Origin of the sequence: Zhongshania aquatica, from assembly GCF_027257955.1 — a bacterium.
Lineage (GTDB): Bacteria > Pseudomonadota > Gammaproteobacteria > Pseudomonadales > Spongiibacteraceae > Spongiibacter > Spongiibacter aquatica.
Genome location: NZ_JANZNQ010000004.1, coordinates 228,246 through 251,159, shown reverse-complemented (window position 1 = coordinate 251,159; position 22,914 = coordinate 228,246). Strand labels below are relative to the sequence as shown.

The window sequence follows — 22,914 nt, the reverse complement described above, 5'->3', positions numbered from 1 at the left end:
CATTCGTTTTGCCATCAACTTCGCGATGTATTCCCCCTGCGCATTTCGCTTTCCACCTATTTGGGCTCTTTTGCTCCCGGCAATTTCTGTGCAGCTTTATCGAAGGTATAAACCCCTTCGAATGATTCGCCTAGTTTACTGGCAATCAACTTCGTCTTGTTTACAATAAGCGCATCCGCAAAGTCTGCGCCACTAGATTTACGATACTGATCGAGAGCAGCCCAAGTCGCCTGCCCATCTTCAAATCGAATATTGGGCTCTTGAAAGAGTGCTTTGATCACCTTAATCAGTTCTGACTTGTCCAGTTGATATTTCCTGCCTCTCAGCGTCCATATCGTTTCAACTAAAACCACGTCGGTGACAAGCACTGTGCGACTACCGCCAATCAACTTGGCGGCTTTGGCCGATTGAACAGGATCATCTTCGAGCAAGTACCGCAACAACACATTGGTATCAATGGCGATCACGACAAGAAAGACTCCATTGATTGCTCATCGCTTATCGAGACCTTTGCTTTGACGTTTTTCAACACCCCCCTTGCGGCTCCAGCAACCTTCTTAACGATATTGATCTGATCATCTACGACGAAGGTTTCGATTTCATCACCAGGCCTCACACCGATAGCTTCTCTTTGACTTGCGGGCAAAGTAATTTGCCCTTTTGCGCTGATTTTTGGCATGCCACAAATCTCTTTACATTTTACATATAGTAAAGATAACACAAGCTTTACATAAGGCAATAGGTAAGGATATTTCGCTAATTTATAGCTATCCATAAGAGTCTGGCCTTTAACTTATAATTTAAATCCAAAATCAAATATCGAATCAGACTATGGAAGGGCCTAAACGCACGTCGGCACCAAGACAGGATCTTTCAAACCCCAACGAAAGTTCACGCAATTCCGACTTGCTGTAACCTAGGGCATACCGCAAACTACATCTATAACACTAGCCGCTAAGGAACCGGCGATGGCTAAATCCACTATCATGGAAGATCTTTTTACTCTAGGTGCAAAACTTCCTTGGAAGTTGCAAAAATTGGGGTCAGAGTAAAATCCCTCCTGTTGACCTTGCGATTGACAGCTACGTAATATCAGTTGCCCATACTGATCTACCTAGTAACGCCGACTCACCCATTAAACGTTCTACTCGAATTGACAGGAGCATGACAAATGCAATGGACTTCGATCCCTGAAGGCTACAAACATTGGGCGGGAGATCCTGCCGAAGACAATATCGGTCCTTTTTTCTACAAGTCGATGGCGCCAAAGTCAGAAACCGCCCTGCAATTGCAGGAAAAGCACTGCAATATGTTCGGCATTGTTCATGGCGGGGTATTGATGGCGTTCGTCGATTACACTCTGTGCCTGGCGGGCTTGGAATCGACAGAGGAAGGCTGCGTAACCGTGACCTGTGACAATCAGTTTATTGGCCCCGCAAACGCTGGCGAGTTACTCACCGGCCACGGTGAACTCATTCACCGCACTCGCAAACTGGCCTTTGTCCGGGCCACACTAACGGTAGAGGATAGAACGGTGCTCTGCGCAACCGCTACACTAAAAATGTTAGCGAAATAGCCTCGACGGCGGTCAATGCTTAGCGGCAACGCTAAGTCTTGGCATGCTTAGATTAATTCTACCCTCTCTGCAATATCGCCAGATTGAACCAGCTGTAAAAATTCCTCACCCAACTCCAGGCTGCGCGTCGCTGAATCCTGCCAAAGCCGTTTACGCTTGGCATCATCATGTTGCATGCGCAAAAAATCTCTACGATCCGGAATGCGCCCCAACTCAGTGGATGCCAGGAATTCCTCTGAAGGTGCTAGCAATACAGCCTTATCTAACTGTGAAGCGGGCGTTTTTCGCCACGAGAAGTATTTATCAAACCAGCCCGCTATCGCTTCGGTGTAAAAATGCGGATACAGCACAATGCCCCCGCCCTGCCATAAACTTCCCGGCAGCGGGTGGTAGTCCAACAAACCACCATCTCGATGAGTCCCCGAAGGGCCACCGGCTATGTCGCTAACACCGGACATAATCACCGGAATCGACCCCGATGCCTGTACCGCTCTGTGCAGGTTTTGTGGTGACAGCTGGGCATAGTGCGTCACATACCGGTCCGACGCTCGCACTGCGCCGTTGGCCCTGACATCGGAAAAAATGACGCGCTCCATCGCTCTAACATTGGCATTGCGGCCCAAACCGCTTAGCAAGAAGGCCTTTACCATCGCGATTTTCTGGCTAGAAACAGCATCCCTACCCAGTAAACCACGCGCCAATACCGTGCCGCAGTGATATCGAAATTGAGGGTGGGAGAGTATCTCTTCACTACCGCCTCCGCCCAGCACAAGGTCGAGTATCTTTTTTGTTTCCTTGTCGATGTAGTCAGCCGTAATACCGTGTGGATAAGATTGCTCTATATAGGCATTGGCCAGTATGTCCAAGGCTGCCGCCGAATCACGGCGACAGGCCGCCGCGAGTTTAAAGGCACCGATAGAGGTGCCAAAAAGATCAATGGGGTGATCAATATCGGTCAGCCATTCAGAAAATATCGCCCGATCTAATCCGTATATCGCCAACCACTTAGCTGCGCCCGATGCACCGAAAATGGCGCTGACATCTGACTGTTGAAGGCCGTGCTGCCGGATATGATCAAATGCGGTTTGCCCTGCAAGAATTCTTAATTTATTCATCAAACGACCAAAAATCTTCAATTGGATTTTATACAGAGAATTAGGCTTTCAGCCTCATTTCAGGCTGCAATATTTAGCTATAACACTCATAGCAACGCCAAATCGAGGAGGCGCAAAATATATGATAGTCGCAGTTAGCAAGTAACAACTAATGGAGTCAAACCAATGGGATGTAAATCTACACCGCAAAAGACCACTGCTCGCCCTCACCCGCGACCACGCCACAAATCTTAATATACAGTAGGTCGCGTCACTGGCCAGGTACTGACACCGTCTACCGGCACCGCGACTGCATTGGCAATACTGCAGACATCGTCAAAGGCATAGAACTGCTTCGCGGCGGGCAACAGCAGCAACGCCTGTACTTGTGACGCCGCCTTGGCGGTATAGTCCCAGCCCAACATTGTGAAGTAATTGCGCTGATCTTTTCCGGTAATCAGGGAATAGGCAATCAGAAACCAGGAACGCCTCCCATCGCGGCTACTGACAAGGTCTTGGGCTTCTGCGTGACTGTAGAGGCCAAAACCGTATTTTGCTTTCACCGCGTTAAAGGCGGCTTCGCCTTCATCGAGTTTGGTTTTGAACTCCCTAGCCATTGTTAACACCAGCGGGAAGTAATCCCAACCTTCGGCGAAGCCACCCTGATCCGCTGCGTGCGCTGCAAGCTGGGTAATGATAGCGCGGTTCATCGCGCTGGCCTCGCCGGTCGACCAGACATTGTCATTCATATAGGTGACAGGATCACCCGAGTTTTGGGCCGCCTGCAGGAAGTCATAGCGTCGCCCGTTAGTCCTATGCTCGTTGCGCTCTACACCACATGCGCCGATATTCCCACCCGAGGCGCCGCCGGTATCGCGGTAGTAAAAATACGGTAGCGCTGCCCGCCAAGTATTGGTGAGCTGGTGATTATCCAGTGGCGAAAAGCGGTGATAGTCCGCCCCACTATTCCCCTCTAGGTGATGTCCGCGCTCATGTACTGGGCCTGCTCCCAGGGGATCCCAGGACCAGGTATAGGTCACGGGCTGATTACTACACCCACCAAAGCTGCCACAGTTGGTAATGTATTGCCGAATATTCCCTTCTACACTGCCCGCCACACCGTGAATATCACTATTACCACACTCCCAACCTTTGCTGGCGCAGAAATTCGCGATCGCGGTAGAGCGCTGGGGTATATCAAATCCGATATAGCCACTCAGGCGAAACATCTCATTGTAGTAATAGTCGCTTGCGACTCTCGCCACGTCATCGACATCCCAGCCCATGCGATCAGTCAGTTGATCGAGGCTGTCTTGTAATGGCGCCAAGGGCGATGTCACATAAGTCTCCGGGGTCACTATCTCTGCCCATTCATAATCACCCGAGGCCATCCCCGCGTAAAAATCCGTGGCGGTGTCCGGGCCGTTATAGAAGGGATGGGTTCCGATATTGGCAAAGCTCAGGTCAATAGTGCGATCGGCTGGGTCCACTTTCGAGTGAGTGATGTGAACCACCCCACCGTAGGAGGAACTCAAATTCAATGTTTCTCCTGGCGACAGCTCATAGAATACCGACTGCAGGTATTTGGGCATATTGTAATGATCCCGCGAATCGCTGGTGCGGAACGCATATACCGCGCCAGGAAACTGTATATTCCAGAACAGCGTCACCGAAATATCACTGTTATTATCTGTGCGCGTGACCGAAAACGCCTGCCCAGGTAACACGTAGGCCCCGGTTGGTTTGCGGCCGTAAAACCGCGTTGGAATGCTGACGCTATAATTCTTGGGCGTCACTTGTAGGTAATCGCTGGAGCCCTGAAATCCCCTGTCCGGTTGCCTAGCCGAAATATCACGCTCGTTATAAACCAGATGATCGGCCAGGTAACTGCTGAAAAAATCATTCTGGTCGGCTTCGAGGATATCCATTGGAAACACAACATCTTGACGCAAACGATCACCCAACAGGGCGTAAGCACGCTCCCGGCGGTAATCCGCCAAGGCCTCATCAAAAATGCGGACTTTATCACTGTCCATCGCCCGCATCAGTGTGCGCAGGGCCGATGCACCCCGATCAAAGTTATCCTCAAAGCCAGAGACGGATGACGTATCTACCGTATCGCCCGACAATCCTGCCGCCAGATCAAAGGAGAAGTCTCCATTTAACACATGGGCAAGTACGGCGTTGATCCCCACGCTATCGGCCTGAAGTGCCGCGATTAACTCCCCCGCATTATTCCACTCGCTATTCCGGTTCGCTTCGCTGAGAAAATAATTTCCAGGGCCCGGCAAGTCAGCCCCAAAAATGGCTGAATAAGCTTTAGAAGCAGAAGTCGCATGTTCCTGTCCGGTATGCAAATACAACACAGGCACTCCCGCTTGCAGCTGCTGCTTTAACGCCAACACATCGCTGTCTAGCGTTTCTTCCGCGCCATTCTTACCCAACACAATCAAATCAACACCACTGGTACAGGTATTAAGCTCCGCGGTTTTACTGCACGTGTTGACACTAGAATTGGGCAAGGCAGCCTGGAACCAGGCTTGAATCACAGCCGTATTTTGAGTTCGCGCTACCAACACGGTAAGCGATGACTGCAAGGACGATTCGTCACCCGCGGTATCACCCAATAGCCAAGCAACTAGCCGACGAAATGCTGATTCAAAACTCTGGTTGAGACCCTGACTGAACAGTAAGGGGGGATTGCTACCAAACAAGCTATAGCGCGCATGCTGTTGCTTATAGACGCCCGCCATTGCCTGTATGCGCCCTCCATTCTGCAAGAGCAGGGGAATCTGACCATTCGCCTTGCGACGGTAGCTCGGCGCTGACACATAGCTTGTGCGGTTTGGAATCTGATAAGAAATGGCGCCACTACCAAACACGCCAGAGACCAGATCTGCCGCACGTTCCTCAAGCGCACTATTTTCAGCAATGGCGGTATTGATCAAATCGGCCTTGGGATCGTAGCCCGCGACGGCAAAAACGTCCCCTGTCCGTAATACGGTTTCCAACGGAGCTTCGCCCTCGCAAGCATCGCCTATTCCATTGGCATTACCGTCCTGTTGCGAGGGGTTGATGACATCAGGACAGTTATCCACCGAGTCATAAATACCATCATTGTCACGATCCGGCGGTGCGCCTTGATCATCGGTACTGCCGCCGGAGCCGCCCCCTCCGCAGGCAACAAGGGTGAGCAAAATCATAAACAGGTAAGCGCGGGTAACATTCGTCATATACTGGCTTCAAAGAGTGTGTCGCGGTTTAGCGAAAAAAATCTAACGTAATGAATTATTGGCGCTAGAAATCATAATCTCTTTGAATTCACCATCTTAGGAACTACGTCTCATTTATCTGCACAATGCGCACCAGTAATTACACCTACTACGGAGCGATTCCTCGATGTGCTAAGGGTCTTCTGGGGCCATTTGGATCAAGCCTTTGATATATGATTCACAAGGCCTCGCTATCCACCAATACCCTCTTGCTAGCTAAGTAGCAAATACGGTGCAGAGTATCTGCGTTTGCCTAAGCAGCCTCGCCACCGACCTAGCAATTAAATACTTCTGCTTGACTTATTTTCAGTTAATGCTAAATTTTTAGCACATGCTGCATTTTTAGCATCTCACGGAGTAACAATATGGCAGAGAAACTAAGTCGCCGCGAACGCCAGATTATGGATGCGCTTTATGAGCAAGGCAGGATCAGTGCACGAGATGTTCAGGACGCGCTACCAGAGGCACCGGGATATTCTGCCGTGCGCGCCCTGCTGGCACGCCTCGTGGAAAAGGGTGAGGTAATATCTATTCAAGAAGGGCAGCGCCTGCTCTACCATCCTGCCAAGCCCCTGCAACAAGCGCGGGGTTCAGCCTTAAAACGTCTGGTTAGCACCTTTTTTGGCGGCTCAGGTTTTAATGCGGCTACCGCCTTGCTGGAACAAGAAGAGCTTAAACCGGATGAGCTCGAAAAGCTCCAGCGCCTGATCGATCAAGCACGTAAACGGGATTAGGAGAGCAGCCATGCTCAGCGGCCAGTTAATATCTTCGTTATTTGAAACAACGTTGCTGTTATTGCTAGGCCGAGAGCTACTTGAGCTGTGGCGCTACCGCCCATCAAGAATACTTCAGCGCTTGAGTTTCGCGTTACTTACTGCAGCGCTGCTCAGTCTATTAATAAGCCCTTGGCTAGACCCACTGTTTTTACCGGTACTTCCACAGACCATTATTCTCGACCCGATTACGCTTTCACCTCGCTCAGGGCAGCAGGCCGTAAGCCCCTTAATTTCTCTGCTAATGAAAGGATACCTCGTCGGCGTATGCATATTGCTTAGCTACTGGCTGATCAGTCTTTTCAAATTGCTTTACAGCCATTACCACGCAACATCGGTAACCAGCGCCCGCTGGCATAGTCACTTACACGAGTTGACTCAGCGGCGTATTCGCCTGCGCTGTCATAGTCACATCACAGGGCCAATGACATGGGGGAGCGTTTGGCCGGTCATCGCCTTGCCGCAAAAAGCCCTTAATTGGTCTGACGCGCATATTCGCTGGGCGCTACAACATGAGATAAGTCACATTGAAAATCACGATTGGCTTACCCAACAGCTAGGTCGCTTGAGCTGTCTGTTTTTCTGGCCCATCCCCGTGGTCTGGCAACTTTATAGAAGCATGTGCCAAGAAGCAGAAGTTGCCGCAGATCAACGCGCCTTGCAAGCAGGTGCAGCACCAGCCGAATACGCGGCATGGTTGCTCTGTCAGGCAAGAGGCGCTCGCAGCACTGCCGGGGTTGCCTTAGCTCCGACATCTAGTCTCGAATATCGTTTACGAAATATTCTTAACCCACGACAAGGAGAATCAGATAAGCCGAAACCGACATTTTTAATGTGGGTTTTACTTGCGCTTGTAATATCGTTGCCGCTGGCGACGATTCAATTCACCACCTTACAAATCACACATACACCTCAGTTTGGTGACGCCGCATGGCGACACTCTCGAACCGTCGAGATCGCTGAACCCGGAGCGGCACTATTAAAGAAACTTGCTGCGCCTTTAGAAGAAAAAACCATTGAACGTCCAACCGCCCCGCCTAAAGTCGACCGCGCACCACGATATCCACCTGCCACTGCACCGCCTTAATCAGCTCTGAAATAAGTCAAAGCACTCACATTTCTTAAATTCCTATCGGTTTCCAAAACAGGACGCTGAGGCATGCATCTGCGTGTTAAAAACACTATTGGAGTCGAATCATGAGCACATTAATCACAAATGAAGTAAGCAATAAACCGTTTTCGCCAGCCCACCAGTTATATCGCATACCCTGCCTTTTACTTGGTGCGCTAACAGTTACGCTCTTAATACTGATGTTGATGGAGCAACTAATACATACCGATTTAATCGCGCCACCCGAGTCCGGCAATCATAAAATAAGCACGGTTGTTATGGACCCGCCTAGGCCACCGGAAGTACTACCTCCGCCGTTTGTGCGTCCCGAGCCCGTTGAGCCACCACCAGAAATGCCGCCGATGACTCAATCTATTGCGAATAACGCCAACTTAAAAATAGATCTAACACCGCCGAGAATGAGCGATAAAATAAACATCGACCATTCAGGACCGACGGATTCCACCGCGATTCCTATAGTCAGGATAGCACCAGACTACCCAAACAGAATGGCAGTACGAGGCGTTGAGGGTTATGTGGATTTAATGTTTGATATTGCCCCCACAGGATCACCCACGAATATACGAGTAACCGAATCAGAACCAGAGGGTGCCTTTGACAAAGCGGCTATGCGCGCACTAGCGAGATGGAAGTATCGTCCCAAACAAATCGATGGCTATCCTGTGACACAATTCAATCAACAGACTCGAATTCGATTTGATCTTAGTAACTAAATGGCTACGCAGCTAAGTAAGCTGCGATTAATATGGCAACACTTAATATGAACTACTAAGGCCAGATCTTTTATTTTTGATCTGGCCCGCAAGTACTATGCGTGGCTTAGACCAGATAAGCCAATCTAGTGGCGACAGAAGACGCCTGTAATAATAGCTTAAGATAAAAAATGAATTGAATTCCCCAAGAGGTTCCCTTGCTAGATCCATTTAAAGTACTGGTTAGAATTCGCTATTCCGACTGTGATACCCAAGGCGTTATGTTTAATGCTCGCTACGGCGAATACGTCGACGTTGCGGTAACTGAGTTTTATCGGCAAGCATTTGGCAGCTACCAAAATATGCTTGATATGGGTCTTGATAGTCAGGTCGTGTCTTTATTAATAGAGTGGTTGCTCCTTCGACGACGTGGTAGCCATCTGCATTACAAACATCAGCTTGGGAAGGACATCATATACAATTCACTTGCGGTTTTGCGATGCTGAAACACAACTAGAAATCGCCAGCGCAAAAATCGTGTATGTAATGGTGACGGCGAATGATCATCAGAAAATTGCTATACCCGATGACTTCCGTGCGCAACTGATTAAGCCACAGCCTAGCACCGTCAATTTAGCGGGTGTTTAACTCCATATCACGCCATTGCTGCCTGCTCAAAACTAGGCGAGCCGTGCCCGAGTATAAAGCCTACATCTAGACGCGGCACAAACACTACGCCAACCCCATCCATTGCAGTTGATATCAGCATCGGCTTAATATTGCTAAGGATTCAAATGCCCGACCTTGACATAAATAAGTGCGCCGTCTTCTTTTGTAAATGGTGTATGCCGACTCAGGTGCGGGCTGCGTAACCAAGTACCTTTTGGGTAAGCGCCGTGCTCGTCATGAAAGGTGCCCTCTAAAACAAATATCTCTTCGCCACCCCAATGTTGATGAGTGCTGAATTGAGTATTGGGCGCCCACTTCACTAGGGCCACATGCTCGCCTTCAAACTCATGCAGCGACATAACGGTTAGCCCATCAACGAGGCCTTGCCGCCACGGTTCTGCATGCGTATCAATCACTTTCTGCTCGGTATCGGCTTTACTGAACTGGTGTAGTTTGACGAAAATAGTTGCGCCATCATTTCCAATGCGGGGTTTGTGTGACGTACCGATAGGGTTACGCACATAGCTGCCTTTGGGATAGTCCTGATGCTCATCTGAAAACACGCCGTCTAGGACAAAAAACTCTTCGCCTCCCGAATGTAGGTGTGGTGAGAATTCGCTATTTGGCGCATACCTCACAATTGACGTGGCTCTAGCGACTTCATCCCCGATTCTGTCGAGCATCATGCGTTCAACTCCTGGCATCGGGGAATCGACCCAGATATAGTCGTCTGGCCGGATGACGACGCGCTGACTAAAATCAGCATGAATGTAGGTGGTCATGTATGAGCCTCACAGATACTTAAAGGTCTTTTAAAATATAGAGTAATACAATTGAGCCAGCGACGTGATGAATAACTCTTTATATCTTATTCGATCGCAATGGGATTTGATCGATTGTTCCCAAATTTTAGATCATATAGCCTAGTAATATCTAAGAAGCCTAAGATCTAAGTTCCTTTTTTATTCCTCCCCCCTCCTCCATATAGATGATCACTAACGTAGTCATTGCGACTATCCTGCACGTAGTTAATTTTAAATTGCAGGCCATTAAAACCTTGGCGCTGTTTAGCACAATGCTAATGTCAATCACTACAAAACATAACAACACCAACGAGCGTCACTATGCCAACTTCTCCATCTGCGTTTAGCCCTCTTACTATCGGGCCGATAACGTTAGCGAACCGCTTTATCAAATCTGGCGCCAATGAAAATATGTACCGCAAGGGCTTCCCCACCAAAGCCTTGCTCAAACACCATCGCGAACTGGCAGCGGGTGGCGTGGGCTTAACGACCTTAGCCTACGCTGCAGTAGCCAAGATTGGCCGCACACTCCCTGACCAACTTTGGCTGCGTGACGAGGTGATACCTGACCTAAAGGCGATCACTAATGCCATACACGCGGAGGGCGGTAAAGCGTCTTTGCAAATCACCCACGGCGGCTCGTTTGTTACCAGTATCTGGATTCCTCGGCCCACTATCAGCGCGTCTAGCGGATTAAATGTCGCAGGCCTATTCCACGGTAATATCTGGCAGCGGGCCATGAACGAAGACGATATGAGCCGAGTGATCAATGAATTTGCAGAGGGTGCAAAGTTCGCCGAGCGTGCTGGCTTTGATGCGGTGGAAATTCACATGGGACACGGCTATCTGCTCAACCAGTTTATTTCACCGCTAAGTAATAAGCGCAGTGACGAGTACGGCGGCAATGCCGAGAATCGCGCGCGCTTTCCTGCCCGCGTGCTTAGCGCTGTTAAACAAGCTGTAGGTGAGAAACTCGCGGTTATCGCCAAAATCAATGTCGCCGACGGAGTAAGACGAGGCTCTAACGCTGAAGACGCAGCGGTTACAGCGAAGGTACTGGAGGAGGCGGGCGCGGATTTGCTAGTGCTTTCTGGCGGCCGCAATGTGGAATCCACGTGGTTTATGTTTGGTAGCCCCATGAATCAAGAAGCCTTTGCAGAGGTATTTAAATACAAACCTTTGCAAAGGTTGTTAATGAAAGCCGCCGCAATGGGAACACCCAAAGACCTGAAATTCAAAGAGATGTATTTTCGAGATTACTCGCAAAAAGTCAGAGCGGCGGTAAACATGCCCCTCGCCTATCTGGGAGGGATTAAATCTATGGAAAACATAGAACAGGCCATGGCAGATGGTTTTGATGCAGTGGTCATGGCGAGAGTACTGCTGCACGACGCCGCACTAGTAAACAAATTAAAAAATGGTGAAGTGACCGCGTCAGGCTGCACAAACTGCAATGCCTGTATTCCGCAGATCTACAATGAAGCGGGAACCTACTGTGTGTTAAACACACCCAATGACCCAGCACTGAATAATATTCGCGCGGCTGACTAGCCTCTTTACTCCAGCATCGGTTTATAGTTTCGCAGGTGATTTTCCCTCTCATTCCCATTCAGGAGTCGAGGGGGAAATTTATTTTTAAAAACAATAAAAACCTATTCTCCCAATATTTACGTAAAGAATGGCTATTCAAGGAATTGTCGCCGTAGGCCGATACAGCCAAGAATAAGGTCGCGGCGCGATTCTCTGCTAATGTACTGAAATCGCATACCGTAAAATTTATTCAGTATTGCCCCGCCGACTAAGGGATCTATAAAAATGAGTGCATTGCTAAAACTATGACCGACACCCTCACCTCGGCGCTATTAAACAATCCGCAGTACGCCCTCGCGATTGTGCTCCTAAATGCGCTCTGCGAGGCCACTGTCTTAGTGGGGCTGTTTATTCCCGGCGCGGTACTTGTGGTCGTCACCACGTTTATCTACTCACAGGGCATTGCGACGATTCCAGAGATTATGTCCGCCGCGTTTATGGGCGCCTTGCTTGCGGACAACGCCGGTTATCACTTGGGAAAGCTCGCCGGCCCCAAATTTCACGAATCAAACTTTGCGCTGCGTTACGCTTCTAAATTGCACAAAGCCGAGAATCTAATACAGCGCTACGGCTGGGGAGCAATACTTATTGGTCGCTTATTAACGGCCATCCGCAGCATTGTTCCGCTATTAACTGGCATCAGCGGTTTCTCTGCGTGGCGGTACTTGATCTTTGATATTCTTGCCTGTGCTATTTGGGCAGTGGGGCTTGGCTTAATTATCACCGGCGTGGATGGCGTTATAGGCTGAGACATACGCTCAGCGTCCCAGCGCTTTCGCTACACCAATATCCAAGACGTGAAACGCGCTTGCAATAGCCTCTCCGTTACCCGACTATCTGGGTTGGATATCTGCCTCACTCGTCGTTCAACTTACGCCTCGGGCGACGATGTTGGCGACGCCAATAAATATTAGAATAAGGCCCTCGCAGCGAACTCAGTATTTACTATGCCGATATGTTCTATCATGCAATCAGCTAAACGCCGGCACTTAGCCTTTGGAGCGGCGCTTGGTATTGCATTGATTCCCAGCCCTGCGCTAGCGCACAGCTTCGGTGAGGTCTTCACCCTGCCGATGCCCTTCTGGCTCTATGCTTGGGGCAGCGCCGCTGCACTTATTCTGTCTTTTTTACTTATTGCCCTTAGCACTGGCAAGTCATTAGCCGCCACGACAGCAAGCCGCGATCTAAGCCAACATCGCTCGGTCAGATTGATCCGCAAGCTACACCTAAAAGTTCTAGCGCAATCACTGAGTGTTGGCGCGCTGTTACTCTGTATTGTTAGTGGTCTATGGGGCGTTCGCAGCCCCTATGGCAATTTCAATATGACTTTTTTTTGGATTGTTTTTTTACTCGGCGCGAGTTACGGCAGTGCGCTGTTTGGCAATATTTATTCAGTGATCAATCCCTGGTATTGCATAAGCGCCGCCATCAACCGCTTCTGCAGGGCCTTTGATCGCACCCGCATCAAATGGCCGACATGGCTGGGCTATTGGCCCGCACTGTTGCTGTATGGCGCGCTCATTTGGCTGGAGCTGCTCGGCGCCAGTACGCCCTATGCGCTATCTGTTGCACTGCTGAGTTATAGCCTGTTAAACCTAGCAGCGATTGCTATATTTGGCAGCCATAATTGGTTTCGCTACGGTGAAATTTTCAGCGTCTTATTTACTCTTTTATCGTGGCTTTCGCCGCTGGACTATGTTGCAAAAGAGCGCGGGCAAGCTGCAAATCGCACAGACTGCAGCCGGTTACAATTGCGTTGGCCACTCGCGCATCTAACTGACTTGCGAGTAAGTCATTGGAGTTTGCTGGTCTTTATTTTGTTTATGCTGTCGTCTACCGCCTTCGACGGCCTGCATGAAACCACACTATGGAAGCAATGGTTCTGGCTAGACCTGTATCAAAATCTACTCCGCGATTTCAGCAGCAATAACCCCTTGGCGGCGTTTCCACAAATGCGCCAGTGGTTTATTTACTGGCAAGGCTTCTGGTTGTTTGCATCGGTGACGCTGTATCTGCTGGCCTACTTATTAAGCCTGCAGCTTGGCAAATGGCTGGCCAACAGTCCCCGCAGTATCACCGAGCTGGCACTGGGTTTTGCGCCGTCGCTGCTACCCATTGCACTGGCCTACCACGTAGCGCATTACTACACGCTAATTCAAACTCAGGGCATTAAAATTATTAGTTTGATTTCGGATCCCCTAGGTCGGGGCGACAATATTTTTGGCACCGCCAACTGGCTGCAGCGCCAGTTTATTCCCGACGCGAATACGGTTTGGCATATTCAATTAGGCAGTATTTTACTCGGCCACGTTCTCGGTGCACTGGTGGCCCACCGCCTCGCGCAGCGTTTGTTTGAGAGTGAGCGGAAAGTCATTCTGAGTCAGTTACCAATGTTGGCACTAATGGTTGGCCTGACCACCAGCGGCTTGTGGATTCTATCGCTGCCCCACTGATGCTAGTCAAAGCTGAAAACGTAGCGACATAAAAAAAGCCCAGACGTTTCTGGGCTTTTAAAAGAACTGTTAATTTAAGGCGCGAAATCACCCTCCGGTGGCGCCGGCCGTAATATACCGCCAGGATTTATCACACCGCCGCGCCCCTGTATTGCGGCACTTGATGCTTCGGTGAGTTCCCAAGTCCGCAGATAAGCCTCGGCAGAGTTAAATAAATAACGAGTCTGTTGCGCGGGTTTATCACTATCAATGACCACCTCTTCAACAAAATCGGCGAGCATGCCGTAGTGCGCATTGCCGTCGACATCTTCATGCCAGGTACGCACTACTTCACCGTTGGCATTAGCACTGGCGGGTTGCGAAAAGATAACCGGCTGCACATTGGCAAACCCTGTCAAACTAGTGAACGGCTCGCCAGCAAACAGGGTGAACGGATAGGTGATGGGGTTCGCTGGATTGTTGCGCGGGCCACTCTGCGCCGACAGACCATTGGTGTCGGTGCCGTAGCCAAAACCAAACAGCAGCGGCTCCATGCCTTTGGCAGCACGCAACGACATTGCCGCGTTGTATATGCCAAGGGTTTCATCCATATCTTCACGAAAGCCGCGACTTGAACCGTTGCTGGGGTATAGAAAGCCGCCGTTAGCCAACATCCGCGTCGCTTGATTTATGGTGGTGCCACCAAAGGTGCCGTGAGTCGAGACAAAGGGGTAGGCCGGCGTCTGCGCCTCGGCTAATTCCAGGGCCTGGGTTTTCATGCCCATTTCCATGTGATCCCAGTCAAACAAGAATCCCATTTCCATCATTTTACTGTAGGTATACAGACCCGCCGGGGTCATCCAGCGCGCATTACACTGATTTACGTCTGCGGGGTAGCATGGCGTAGAGCCACCGGAGCGACCACCCTGACCTGTTGGAATACACGGCGGCTGAGGCAAGTAGCTTTGAATGGCGCCGCCGGAGTTACCCCACAGATAGCCACTAAAGCCCGGCGTTACACCCTCGATCGGACAGTTATAGGTTGTCCACCATTCACCGGTAGGAAGCTCCGTGTTAGGCAGATTGGCAATCAATGACTCAAACTGGGCTTGATTAGGCTGACCCGAAAATAGGTCTAGCAATCCGGCGATATCACCCGAAGGAATGCCGCCGCTATTTTCGCGATTACCTAGGTTAAGAATTAAGCCGTCGAAAATACCGTTACCACCAAAGGCGTTATCAAATTCGTGAATGGAAATAATCTGCCGCACACCCCAGTCTTTGATGCGCTGCATTTGAGTGAGAATAGAGTTGGGCTTGCCCTCTTCCGTTGTGCAGTTGTACTTGTTTTCCAAGAAGCCGCTGTTATCCGAAGGCTCCTCTTCGGGACCCAGCTGACGCAGGGGGTTGTACTTGACCTTGCAATCAAACAAATTGGAAATTTCTATGCCCAACACCACGGCAATTTTGCCATCTTCGATGACGTTGCGCGCTTCGCCCGGCGTATGCACTATTTGGAAAAAGCCTTTGCCGGGGCCACCATATTGCGCGTCGATGTAGTTTGCCATCGCGTACATGGTGCCGGCCTGACGCCCCGCATTGTTCATTGAGTTACAGTCGCGCAGCGGATCGGAGCTGACATTGCGCTGCAGCTCACAGAGGGTTTCATTGTCGACCAAGTCGTTAACCATCACTCGCAAGCCACCCGCCCAGGCGCGTTCTATCCACTTCCAGTAAATGGCTTCGTGGGTAAGATTGTCCCGCGATGGCCAATCAGTAAAGCTCGGATAGCCGTCAGTGGCATGACCATCAACGTCCTGAGTGAACAGACCGCCAATGACATCTAAATGACCGGTCTCGCCGTGAGCACCACTGCAGTTGCCCAAGGCGTGCTCTACGCCAAATTTATGGAAGGGGTGGCCCCAGTGACCACCGCCTAAAAATTCAGTTGCGCTGATATGAACATGGGCGTCGGCGTGGCCCAGTACGCTGCCATCGGGCTGTGTGCCTTTGAAGGGTTCGCCGGTAAAATTACTCTGCGCCTCAGGAAAGTTAGCGCAGCCACTCGCTGTTTCAAAACTAAAGCTATCAAGGTTGCCGTCGGCATTGGCGGCGGTTTTCGCCGCACCGCTGCCATCGACTACTAATTCACGAGCGGTAACATCCGAGCCAATCGTAAAGCTGTCTGAACGAACAAGTGGGTCCTGAAAGTCGTGCCACAGGGTCACTTGTTCAGCGCTGGGTTCCACATTGATAGCCGGCGTTGCAGGGTATTCCGTGGTATCCCCCACTGCCAATATCGTCCACTCAACATTATCTGTTGCCGCTGCGATAGCGACATTCGCCAGATTGCCATTGCCAGCGGCGGCCACTAGCTCTCTGCTGGCACTGTAAATCATGTATTTACCCAATGCCGTTGGCTTTAAATAAAACGGCTCAGCCCCGGCTACGTCTGCCGCCGAGGCGCGATAACCGGCACCATCCGCCACGAGATACTGACCGCTGGCATTGTTTTTAATTGCCCAGCAGGCATTGCTCAAATCGTAACGGGTAATGCGCGTGTCTTCACTGTCATCCGCTGCATCGACACAACCGTCATCTGCCAAGTCAACTTTGCCATCTAAGTCATTGTCTATACCATCAGAACATTGCGTTGTGGCGACTGGATCAGTTTCGTCATTATCAGCAACGCTATCACAGCCGGGATCAGCTAAGTCGACCTTGCCGTCTAAGTCATTGTCTATACCATCAGCACATTGTGTTGTGGCGACTGGATCGGTTTCATCGTTATCAGTGGCGCTGTCGCAACCGGGGTCGGCTAAGTCAATTTTACCATCTGAGTCATTGTCGATACCGTCGGCACATTGTGTTGTGGCGACTGGATCAGTTTCGTCATTATCAGCAACGCTATCACAGCCGGGATCAGCTAAGTCGACCTTGCCGTCTAGGTCATTGTCCACCCCATCAGCACATTGCGGGGTCGCCACCGGATCGGTTTCGTCATTGTCACCAACGCTATCGCAGCCGGGATCGTCCGAATCTATTTTGCCGTCTAAATCATTGTCCACCCCATCGGAGCATTGCGGCTGTGTCACCGGATCGGTTTCGTCGTTGTCACTGGGGCTGGCGCAGCCCGAATCGGCTAAATCAACCTTGCCATCTAGGTCATTGTCTATGCCGTCTGAACATTGGCTTGCGACGACTGGGTCGGTTTCGTCATTATCAGTGGCGCTTGTGCAACCGGGGTCAGCCAAATCGATTTTGCCGTCTAGGTCATTGTCGATACCATCAGCACATTGCGCCAATGGAGCAGGATCCGTTTCGTCAGTGTCGCTGGCGCTACTGCAACCGGGGTCGGCGGGAAAGTCGACCAAATTGTCACCGTCGTTATCGCGGTTGTCAGAACAGGCCGCAACCGTCGGGTTAGACCTCGGGGTGGTAGAGACGGAATCACCGCCACAGGCCGCCAATAAGAACGTGATACTGAGCGCAACTAAGGCTCTGGATATATACAACATCGGTGGTGCTCCCATAATTATTTTATCACTGCGGCGACGGGTCAATACTGACCACAGCGGTTCTCAGGGCATTACTATGCTATAGCCTAGCACTAGTTTTACTAAATTGCGGGCGCCAAACGCGGCACAAACACACACTATTAGCATAGAGTGTCATAGTTTCAATAGCGTGCGCTACTACCTGAGTTATATCTGGTATAACAAACTAAGCTGATTGATAAGATATTGTGAGTGAACTAGGTGATCCGTCTTGAACTCATCTGCTTGCTGGCAAACTTAACAGCCCACCCCAGCCGCCCATCGTCAGGCCATTGGCTGCGCATTCACTAAATTCTTAGCCAAACGCCAAATAAGCCGATAACTAAATCGCTTTTGCTGGAATAGCTGAGCGGCCAAAAGCAACCAAGGCCCCGCCAAACAAATACATAGATAACCCATACACCATGGACGGAATCGCCATTTCCTGAGAGCCAAGAATGGTTGTGGCAACAAGGATACCGATGGTGCTATTTTTTATACCCAGCTCCACCGCAATAGCCAATTGATCTTCTTTTGCCAAACCGGTAAGACGACCAAGGTATAAACCGGCGGCAAGCCCCAAGGTGTTAAGAAGTAAGCACGCTGGCCCAGCTTGAATCAAAAGACTCACAAGGTGATCGCGTAAACCGTAAGAAATGATCACCACTAAAACCACCAGCACTATTGCGCCAAATCCATTAATTGGTTTTTCAGCCCGGCTGGCGAGTTCTGGCGCCTTGGCCCGAATAAGCATGCCAATACCTGTGGGTAGTAAAACGATAATCACCAACATGGCGATAGTGTCGACCACGGGCATGGTGACATTCGCTGACTGACCTAACTGCCACCCCAAGGCCAGATTCACAAGCAGTGGCAATGTCATAATGGTGGCGATGCTGGCAATGGCCGTAACGACAATAGATAGCGCGACGTTTCCTTTGGCCAAATAAGTAATAACATTCGACGTCGCGCCACCGGGACAGGCCGCCAATATCACCAGACCAACAGCAATCGCGGGAGATAAATCTAAGCTCCAAATCAGCAGAAAACCAAGAGCCGGTATCACTACTAACTGGCCAAGGCTACCCACGATGGCGGCTCGCGGATGACGAGCTTCTTTTGCAAAATCACCGGCAGTTAAACCAAGCCCCATGCCTATCATAATGATAAAAAGAGAAACGGGTAAACCAATACTAATGAACGCACTGTGTTCCATGGTGTTACTTCTTTATTGTTGTAATTAAATTTTTACGCTGCCGTAGTTTACGGGCTAAACACGTACTTTGTCTGTTACAAAGCCGACATCTTACCCAGTAAATTACGCTGAAAATCATCCCATAGGCGCTCGCTTATATCAGGATCAACAACCTCGGCGCTGGCAGCTGCTACACGCATATTGCAGTAATAAGCCCCCGAGACTAATTTTTCTTTAGCGGCGGTTGCGCAGTGAATCTGAGTCTGAGCGCCTTGCTTTGGCGTTTTCATAAACAACTTTTCGACAGGCGCCAGTGCGTTTCGTACTTTTTGTATCATGCCCGTATCAGCCAGACCTTTGTCAGCCACATTGGTGTACACAGCGCCGGGATGCAGGCAATAACTAGTGACGCCATACTTAGAAAAATGCACATCTATGCTTCGGGTTAAATGCATCAAAGCTAACTTAGACTGCCCATAGGCATTCCAGGAATTGTAAGGCCTTTGCGGATTAAAAAATTCACTATTTAGCCCCCTGCTATGCAGTTGAGAAACAACATTTACGACTCGACCATCACCCGAAGCTTCTGCCGACGCTTGAAGCAACGGCAATAATCGATAGGTTAAATGCGCAGTACCTAAATAATTAACGCGCCATTGAATTTCAAAGCCGTCTGCACTTAATTGCGGAGATGTCCACCGCGACAGCAGATCGAGATGTATACCGGCGTTATTAATGAGCACATCTAGCGCTAAGCCTTTTTCGCTATATGCTCGCACAAATTCTTCAACCGAGACGTACAGTGATAAATCCACATCGAAGGCATGAATATTTTGATGAAAACGAGAGTCCAATTGCTGACATAACGCCTCGGCAATAGCCTCACTACTTTTACGCACCGTTACAGACACCACTGCGCCCTGCGCCAGTAATTGCAATGCCGTTGCAAAACCCAAGGAACCTTCGGCACAGCCGGTCACAACAAAATGACGACCCTGCAAGCATGTCACCTCAGCCATTTTTGCATTGCTGATAAAGCCCTGTATTTTCCCAAACATGCCCGTCATAATCCCTTACTATAACTATTCAAGTATGTCATCAAACTACTGACGCGTAGAACTTATTATCAATGCGCAACCATCGCAGCTTTATGCAATACAGCGCAAGCTATCAACGAGCAACCACTTAGAGCCCATGATTACAAAAACCAAAGACAAGCTACTCTCTAAATACCGAATGCGTATCCGCGAGGGAGCCATCACCAACGCCAAAAAACAGCTGGCACAGAGAGGAATCACGCCGGGCGAGCTAGGCCCCGACGAGCTAGAGATTCTGGTACACGATGAAGAAGTTAAATTGCGAGGCAAGCTAAAGAATTACAGCCTTGCCGCTCTGATTACCGCGTTAACGTTGGGCCATTTTTAATGTTGATCCCCTTATTACGCAGCGGCGTGCTGTATATGATTTGGCGGCGCCATATTCGGCAGCGTGCGCTGGGCATGGTCGTTACTGCACTTCTTATTTTGGCAGTGAATTTAATCCACTCCGAAGCGTTGGCATTCTTCTCCGCAACGGAGAAATCTAATTTAGCGCCACTGGCGTTTTATTTTCGCTGGCTCGGCTGGATACTGGCCGGTGTGGGCTATCTGTGGTTTGTTGAACGTAAAATTTCCAAGGCTGCTAAATCCGCCCGAGCTGAAAATAAGGATTCCGGTAAATCACCGCACTCGCGAGCTAAAGTAGTGATAGAAGAACCTATCGAAAAACACGATGGTTTTGACTCCCTGCGCCACAATACGCCCCTGCGCTCTAGGGCAGAGATTATGCTGGAACAAAAAAAACGTGCAAAGCCAGACTGAACTTTCGACATTGCTCGCCGGATGGGATGAGCGCGACAACATCATCATGGCAATTCTTTGCGATCTAGATGAACGCAACGCTACTACTGACGCAATCGTCGAACAAATACGGTGGATGTACAACTCCCGCGCAAGGCACAGCATCAAACGCAACTTCAAGCGCGTGATACGACAAAACCACAGCAATGATATGCCCTGCCCAACTTACGAAGCCTTGCTTGAAGGCGCAGCGAAGAAGCTTCGCATTCACAAACATTGCAGCTCAATCGACGAGTACGAACGCTATATACCCCAAGCCGTTATTGTTGCAGCGCTGGCAAAAATGAATCCTGCACAAAGAGACCGGTTTTTTACCGAAGAATTTAATGCAACCCCCATGTGGGACGCAGCGGGGATTAAAAGCCGAGAGATTATCGGTATACGAACAGCAGCAAGTGTATTAGCGATAGCCAATGCGTCAGGTTATGCAGTGTATGCTGCCGCCACCACAGCACTCGGCTTCGCAACCCATGCTGTCGGCATTACCCTGCCTTACGCGGCCTACACCGGCTTATCCGCAACCATTGCACAACTCATAGGCCCACCAGGATGGCTCGCGCTCGCCACCTACGGATTCTTTAAAGTAACTGGCACCGACTGGAATAAATTAATGCCGGTGCTGCTGACCATTATCGCCACCAAACACCGACACGATATTTTAGCTCGTCATCGAGAGTAGTTACTAAGGCGACGGATTAGGAATGCGCTGATGAATAGTCTCGATCTCTTTCAACACGTCTTCAGTAAGCTGCAATTCAGCGCTATCAATATTTTCTTTTAACTGCGCCATGGTGGTTGCACCAATAATGTTGCTGGTCAAAAAGGCTTGCCTAGTCACAAACGCCAATGCCATTTGCGCAGGTCCTAAGCCATGCCTCTCTGCAAGCGCCACATAGGCTTCGCTTGCGGCAACCGCCTGCGGATTACTGTAGCGCTGAAAACGTTCGAACAGGGTAATTCGTCCGTCAACCGGACGTGCGCCATTACGGTATTTTCCGCTTAACATGCCAAACGCCATTGGCGAGTAGGCGAGCAAACCGACGTCTTCGCGAATCGCCATTTCTGACAAGCCAATCTCAAAGGTGCGGTTCAATAAACTATAGGGGTTCTGGATAGTCGCAATGCGAGGCAAACCGTATTGCTCTGCAAGATTTAAGTAACTCATTACACCCCAGGGCGTTTCATTACTAATGCCAATGGATTTAACCACGCCCCTATCAACTAATTCAGACAGGGTTTCTAAAATCTCGTGCAGCTCATGCTCGGCGTTGTCTGGCGAATGCTGGTAACCCAGTTTGCCAAAGAAGTTAGTCGAACGATTGGGCCAATGAATTTGATAAAGGTCTAAATAATCTGTTTGCAGGCGCGCTAAACTGCCTTCTATCGCGTTCAAAATAGCGCTACGACCAAGGGGTTTGCCGTCACGGACATGGACATGACCCGGTCCCGTCGCCTTACTGGCAAGCACAATATCTTTACGCTTGCCGCTCTGCCGAAACCACTCGCCGATATACTCTTCGGTCTTACCCTGGGTTTCAGGAATTGGCGGCACCGGATACATTTCTGCGGTGTCGAAAAAATTAATACCTCGCGACAGCGCGTAATCCATTTGTTCAAATGCCTCGTCCTGAGTATTTTGCTGCCCCCACGTCATGGTGCCTAGGCAAATTTCGCTGACGCTGATGCCGGTTCTTCCCAGTTCACGCATTCTCATTTAAATCCCTCTTTTCCATTCTGTATCACATTATATGCAACAATAATTATGATCTTAGTGTACGGCAATTTCGGCATAGATGACCAAGGGCCATAACAGCAAAATCATAACGCCCCTTGCATATATGGATATACATATATACTAATATGGATTAGGATGGGCCAAATACACTTATTCAAAACGACAACATGAATCCTACGCAGCTGTTCAAATGCCTCTCTGATGACACCCGGCTACTCTCGACCCTACTCATTCATCGCGAAGGCGAACTTTGCGTGTGTGAGCTGATGGAAGCGCTAGATGACAGCCAACCTAAGATCTCTAGACATTTGGCTCAATTACGCAGCGCGGGAATTCTCACCGACCGTCGCGACCGACAATGGGTGTATTACCGCCTTCATCCGCAACTGCCCACGTGGATACAAGAAATTTTAGACTCAACAGCCACCGCCCAAAACGACCGACTAGGACTCTGCCTGCAAAAACTAAAAGCCATGCAGTGCCGCCCCGAAACCTGCGCCTAATCTAACGAGCCATC

The 22,914-nt window shown here is 49.9% G+C and carries 21 protein-coding genes; 12 read left to right on the top strand and 9 right to left on the bottom strand.

The genetic code is table 11. The features are described 5' to 3' along the window. Window positions 1–56: 56 nt before the first annotated feature. Window positions 57–467, bottom strand: a complete 411-nt coding sequence (locus tag O9X78_RS05965) for a type II toxin-antitoxin system VapC family toxin (protein ID WP_269618701.1) — start codon at window positions 465–467, stop codon at window positions 57–59. Continuing rightward, window positions 464–775: an AbrB/MazE/SpoVT family DNA-binding domain-containing protein gene (locus O9X78_RS05960; protein ID WP_269618700.1), complete on the bottom strand. Its 312-nt coding sequence runs from the start codon at window positions 773–775 to the stop codon at window positions 464–466. Before O9X78_RS05960 ends, O9X78_RS05965 begins: the two co-directional genes overlap by 4 nt. Window positions 776–1,171: 396 nt before the next feature. Here O9X78_RS05960 and O9X78_RS05955 point away from each other — a divergent pair, with 396 nt between their 5' ends. After that, entirely contained in the window at window positions 1,172–1,576 is a 405-nt protein-coding gene (locus O9X78_RS05955; RefSeq protein WP_269618699.1) for a PaaI family thioesterase, read from the top strand. Window positions 1,577–1,623: 47 nt separating this feature from the next. Here the strand turns inward: O9X78_RS05955 and O9X78_RS05950 are convergent, their stop codons facing one another. Both O9X78_RS05950 and O9X78_RS05945 read right to left on the bottom strand, forming a co-directional pair. Further along, entirely contained in the window at window positions 1,624–2,691 is a 1,068-nt protein-coding gene (locus O9X78_RS05950) for a hypothetical protein (protein WP_269618698.1), read from the bottom strand. A gap of 230 nt (window positions 2,692–2,921) precedes the next feature. Then, window positions 2,922–5,903: an ImpA family metalloprotease gene (locus tag O9X78_RS05945; protein WP_269618697.1), complete on the bottom strand. Its 2,982-nt coding sequence runs from the start codon at window positions 5,901–5,903 to the stop codon at window positions 2,922–2,924. Window positions 5,904–6,307: 404 nt separating this feature from the next. On the opposite strand from O9X78_RS05945, the gene O9X78_RS05940 reads away from it, so the two are divergent. The 4 genes from O9X78_RS05940 (at window position 6,308) to O9X78_RS05925 (ending at window position 9,045) form a co-directional block, all read left to right on the top strand. Continuing rightward, window positions 6,308–6,676, top strand: a complete 369-nt coding sequence (locus O9X78_RS05940) for a BlaI/MecI/CopY family transcriptional regulator (RefSeq protein WP_269618696.1) — start codon at window positions 6,308–6,310, stop codon at window positions 6,674–6,676. Window positions 6,677–6,686: 10 nt separating this feature from the next. Beyond that, entirely contained in the window at window positions 6,687–7,802 is a 1,116-nt protein-coding gene (locus O9X78_RS05935) for a M56 family metallopeptidase (RefSeq protein WP_269618695.1), read from the top strand. Between the two features lie 110 nt (window positions 7,803–7,912). Continuing rightward, window positions 7,913–8,560, top strand: coding sequence for an energy transducer TonB (locus tag O9X78_RS05930; protein WP_269618694.1), 648 nt, complete (start codon window positions 7,913–7,915; stop codon window positions 8,558–8,560). A 197-nt stretch (window positions 8,561–8,757) separates the two neighbouring features. Beyond that, complete coding sequence (locus O9X78_RS05925) at window positions 8,758–9,045, top strand: acyl-CoA thioesterase (RefSeq protein ID WP_269618693.1); 288 nt, start codon at window positions 8,758–8,760, stop codon at window positions 9,043–9,045. 276 nt (window positions 9,046–9,321) lie between these two features. On the opposite strand, the gene O9X78_RS05920 is transcribed toward O9X78_RS05925, so the two are convergent. Beyond that, entirely contained in the window at window positions 9,322–9,990 is a 669-nt protein-coding gene (locus tag O9X78_RS05920) for a cupin domain-containing protein (protein ID WP_269618692.1), read from the bottom strand. 342 nt (window positions 9,991–10,332) lie between these two features. On the opposite strand from O9X78_RS05920, the gene O9X78_RS05915 reads away from it, so the two are divergent. From O9X78_RS05915 to O9X78_RS05905, 3 genes are all read left to right on the top strand, one after another. After that, complete coding sequence (locus O9X78_RS05915) at window positions 10,333–11,562, top strand: NADH:flavin oxidoreductase (protein ID WP_269618691.1); 1,230 nt, start codon at window positions 10,333–10,335, stop codon at window positions 11,560–11,562. Window positions 11,563–11,846: 284 nt separating this feature from the next. Next, window positions 11,847–12,350 carry a DedA family protein gene (locus O9X78_RS05910; RefSeq protein ID WP_269618690.1) on the top strand — a complete coding sequence of 168 codons (504 nt, stop codon included), beginning with the start codon at window positions 11,847–11,849 and terminating at the stop codon, window positions 12,348–12,350. Between the two features lie 216 nt (window positions 12,351–12,566). After that, window positions 12,567–14,054 (top strand): hypothetical protein, encoded by a 1,488-nt coding sequence (locus tag O9X78_RS05905; protein ID WP_269618689.1) that lies wholly within the window; start codon window positions 12,567–12,569, stop codon window positions 14,052–14,054. Between the two features lie 74 nt (window positions 14,055–14,128). Here the strand turns inward: O9X78_RS05905 and O9X78_RS05900 are convergent, their stop codons facing one another. The 3 genes from O9X78_RS05900 to O9X78_RS05890 form a co-directional block, all read right to left on the bottom strand. Further along, window positions 14,129–17,551: a hypothetical protein gene (locus O9X78_RS05900; RefSeq protein ID WP_269618688.1), complete on the bottom strand. Its 3,423-nt coding sequence runs from the start codon at window positions 17,549–17,551 to the stop codon at window positions 14,129–14,131. Between the two features lie 361 nt (window positions 17,552–17,912). Continuing rightward, window positions 17,913–18,785 (bottom strand): bile acid:sodium symporter family protein, encoded by an 873-nt coding sequence (locus O9X78_RS05895; protein WP_269618687.1) that lies wholly within the window; start codon window positions 18,783–18,785, stop codon window positions 17,913–17,915. A 74-nt stretch (window positions 18,786–18,859) separates the two neighbouring features. Then, window positions 18,860–19,831, bottom strand: a complete 972-nt coding sequence (locus O9X78_RS05890) for an SDR family NAD(P)-dependent oxidoreductase (protein ID WP_269618686.1) — start codon at window positions 19,829–19,831, stop codon at window positions 18,860–18,862. A gap of 127 nt (window positions 19,832–19,958) precedes the next feature. On the opposite strand from O9X78_RS05890, the gene O9X78_RS05885 reads away from it, so the two are divergent. Genes O9X78_RS05885 through O9X78_RS05875 form a run of 3 tightly spaced genes read left to right on the top strand, consistent with a single transcriptional unit; the run spans window position 19,959 to window position 21,341 of the window. Then, entirely contained in the window at window positions 19,959–20,189 is a 231-nt protein-coding gene (locus tag O9X78_RS05885) for a hypothetical protein (protein WP_269618685.1), read from the top strand. Continuing rightward, on the top strand, window positions 20,189–20,623 hold the full coding sequence (locus O9X78_RS05880; RefSeq protein WP_269618684.1) for a hypothetical protein: 435 nt from the start codon (window positions 20,189–20,191) through the stop codon (window positions 20,621–20,623). Before O9X78_RS05885 ends, O9X78_RS05880 begins: the two co-directional genes overlap by 1 nt. Then, window positions 20,607–21,341, top strand: coding sequence for a hypothetical protein (locus tag O9X78_RS05875; protein WP_269618683.1), 735 nt, complete (start codon window positions 20,607–20,609; stop codon window positions 21,339–21,341). Before O9X78_RS05880 ends, O9X78_RS05875 begins: the two co-directional genes overlap by 17 nt. A 3-nt stretch (window positions 21,342–21,344) precedes the next feature. Here O9X78_RS05875 and O9X78_RS05870 read toward each other — a convergent pair whose 3' ends face one another. Beyond that, a complete protein-coding gene (locus tag O9X78_RS05870; RefSeq protein ID WP_269618682.1) occupies window positions 21,345–22,376 on the bottom strand; it encodes an NADP(H)-dependent aldo-keto reductase in 1,032 nt (343 codons plus the stop codon). 188 nt (window positions 22,377–22,564) lie between these two features. On the opposite strand from O9X78_RS05870, the gene O9X78_RS05865 reads away from it, so the two are divergent. Beyond that, window positions 22,565–22,900, top strand: a complete 336-nt coding sequence (locus O9X78_RS05865) for a metalloregulator ArsR/SmtB family transcription factor (RefSeq protein WP_269618681.1) — start codon at window positions 22,565–22,567, stop codon at window positions 22,898–22,900. Window positions 22,901–22,914 lie beyond the last annotated feature (14 nt).

What these genes read in the sequence shown, in the direction of transcription:
- O9X78_RS05955 (WP_269618699.1), top strand. Translation starts at nt 1,172, where the DNA reads ATGCAATGGACTTCGATCCCTGAAGGCTACAAACATTGGGCGGGAGAT.
- O9X78_RS05870 (WP_269618682.1), bottom strand. Translation starts at nt 22,376, where the DNA reads ATGAGAATGCGTGAACTGGGAAGAACCGGCATCAGCGTCAGCGAAATT.
- O9X78_RS05935 (WP_269618695.1), top strand. Translation starts at nt 6,687, where the DNA reads ATGCTCAGCGGCCAGTTAATATCTTCGTTATTTGAAACAACGTTGCTG.
- O9X78_RS05915 (WP_269618691.1), top strand. Translation starts at nt 10,333, where the DNA reads ATGCCAACTTCTCCATCTGCGTTTAGCCCTCTTACTATCGGGCCGATA.
- O9X78_RS05900 (WP_269618688.1), bottom strand. Translation starts at nt 17,551, where the DNA reads ATGTTGTATATATCCAGAGCCTTAGTTGCGCTCAGTATCACGTTCTTA.
- O9X78_RS05960 (WP_269618700.1), bottom strand. Translation starts at nt 775, where the DNA reads ATGGATAGCTATAAATTAGCGAAATATCCTTACCTATTGCCTTATGTA.
- O9X78_RS05880 (WP_269618684.1), top strand. Translation starts at nt 20,189, where the DNA reads ATGTTGATCCCCTTATTACGCAGCGGCGTGCTGTATATGATTTGGCGG.
- O9X78_RS05950 (WP_269618698.1), bottom strand. Translation starts at nt 2,691, where the DNA reads ATGAATAAATTAAGAATTCTTGCAGGGCAAACCGCATTTGATCATATC.
- O9X78_RS05945 (WP_269618697.1), bottom strand. Translation starts at nt 5,903, where the DNA reads ATGACGAATGTTACCCGCGCTTACCTGTTTATGATTTTGCTCACCCTT.
- O9X78_RS05865 (WP_269618681.1), top strand. Translation starts at nt 22,565, where the DNA reads ATGAATCCTACGCAGCTGTTCAAATGCCTCTCTGATGACACCCGGCTA.
- O9X78_RS05885 (WP_269618685.1), top strand. Translation starts at nt 19,959, where the DNA reads ATGATTACAAAAACCAAAGACAAGCTACTCTCTAAATACCGAATGCGT.
- O9X78_RS05890 (WP_269618686.1), bottom strand. Translation starts at nt 19,831, where the DNA reads ATGACGGGCATGTTTGGGAAAATACAGGGCTTTATCAGCAATGCAAAA.
- O9X78_RS05930 (WP_269618694.1), top strand. Translation starts at nt 7,913, where the DNA reads ATGAGCACATTAATCACAAATGAAGTAAGCAATAAACCGTTTTCGCCA.
- O9X78_RS05920 (WP_269618692.1), bottom strand. Translation starts at nt 9,990, where the DNA reads ATGACCACCTACATTCATGCTGATTTTAGTCAGCGCGTCGTCATCCGG.
- O9X78_RS05895 (WP_269618687.1), bottom strand. Translation starts at nt 18,785, where the DNA reads ATGGAACACAGTGCGTTCATTAGTATTGGTTTACCCGTTTCTCTTTTT.
- O9X78_RS05905 (WP_269618689.1), top strand. Translation starts at nt 12,567, where the DNA reads ATGCAATCAGCTAAACGCCGGCACTTAGCCTTTGGAGCGGCGCTTGGT.
- O9X78_RS05940 (WP_269618696.1), top strand. Translation starts at nt 6,308, where the DNA reads ATGGCAGAGAAACTAAGTCGCCGCGAACGCCAGATTATGGATGCGCTT.
- O9X78_RS05910 (WP_269618690.1), top strand. Translation starts at nt 11,847, where the DNA reads ATGACCGACACCCTCACCTCGGCGCTATTAAACAATCCGCAGTACGCC.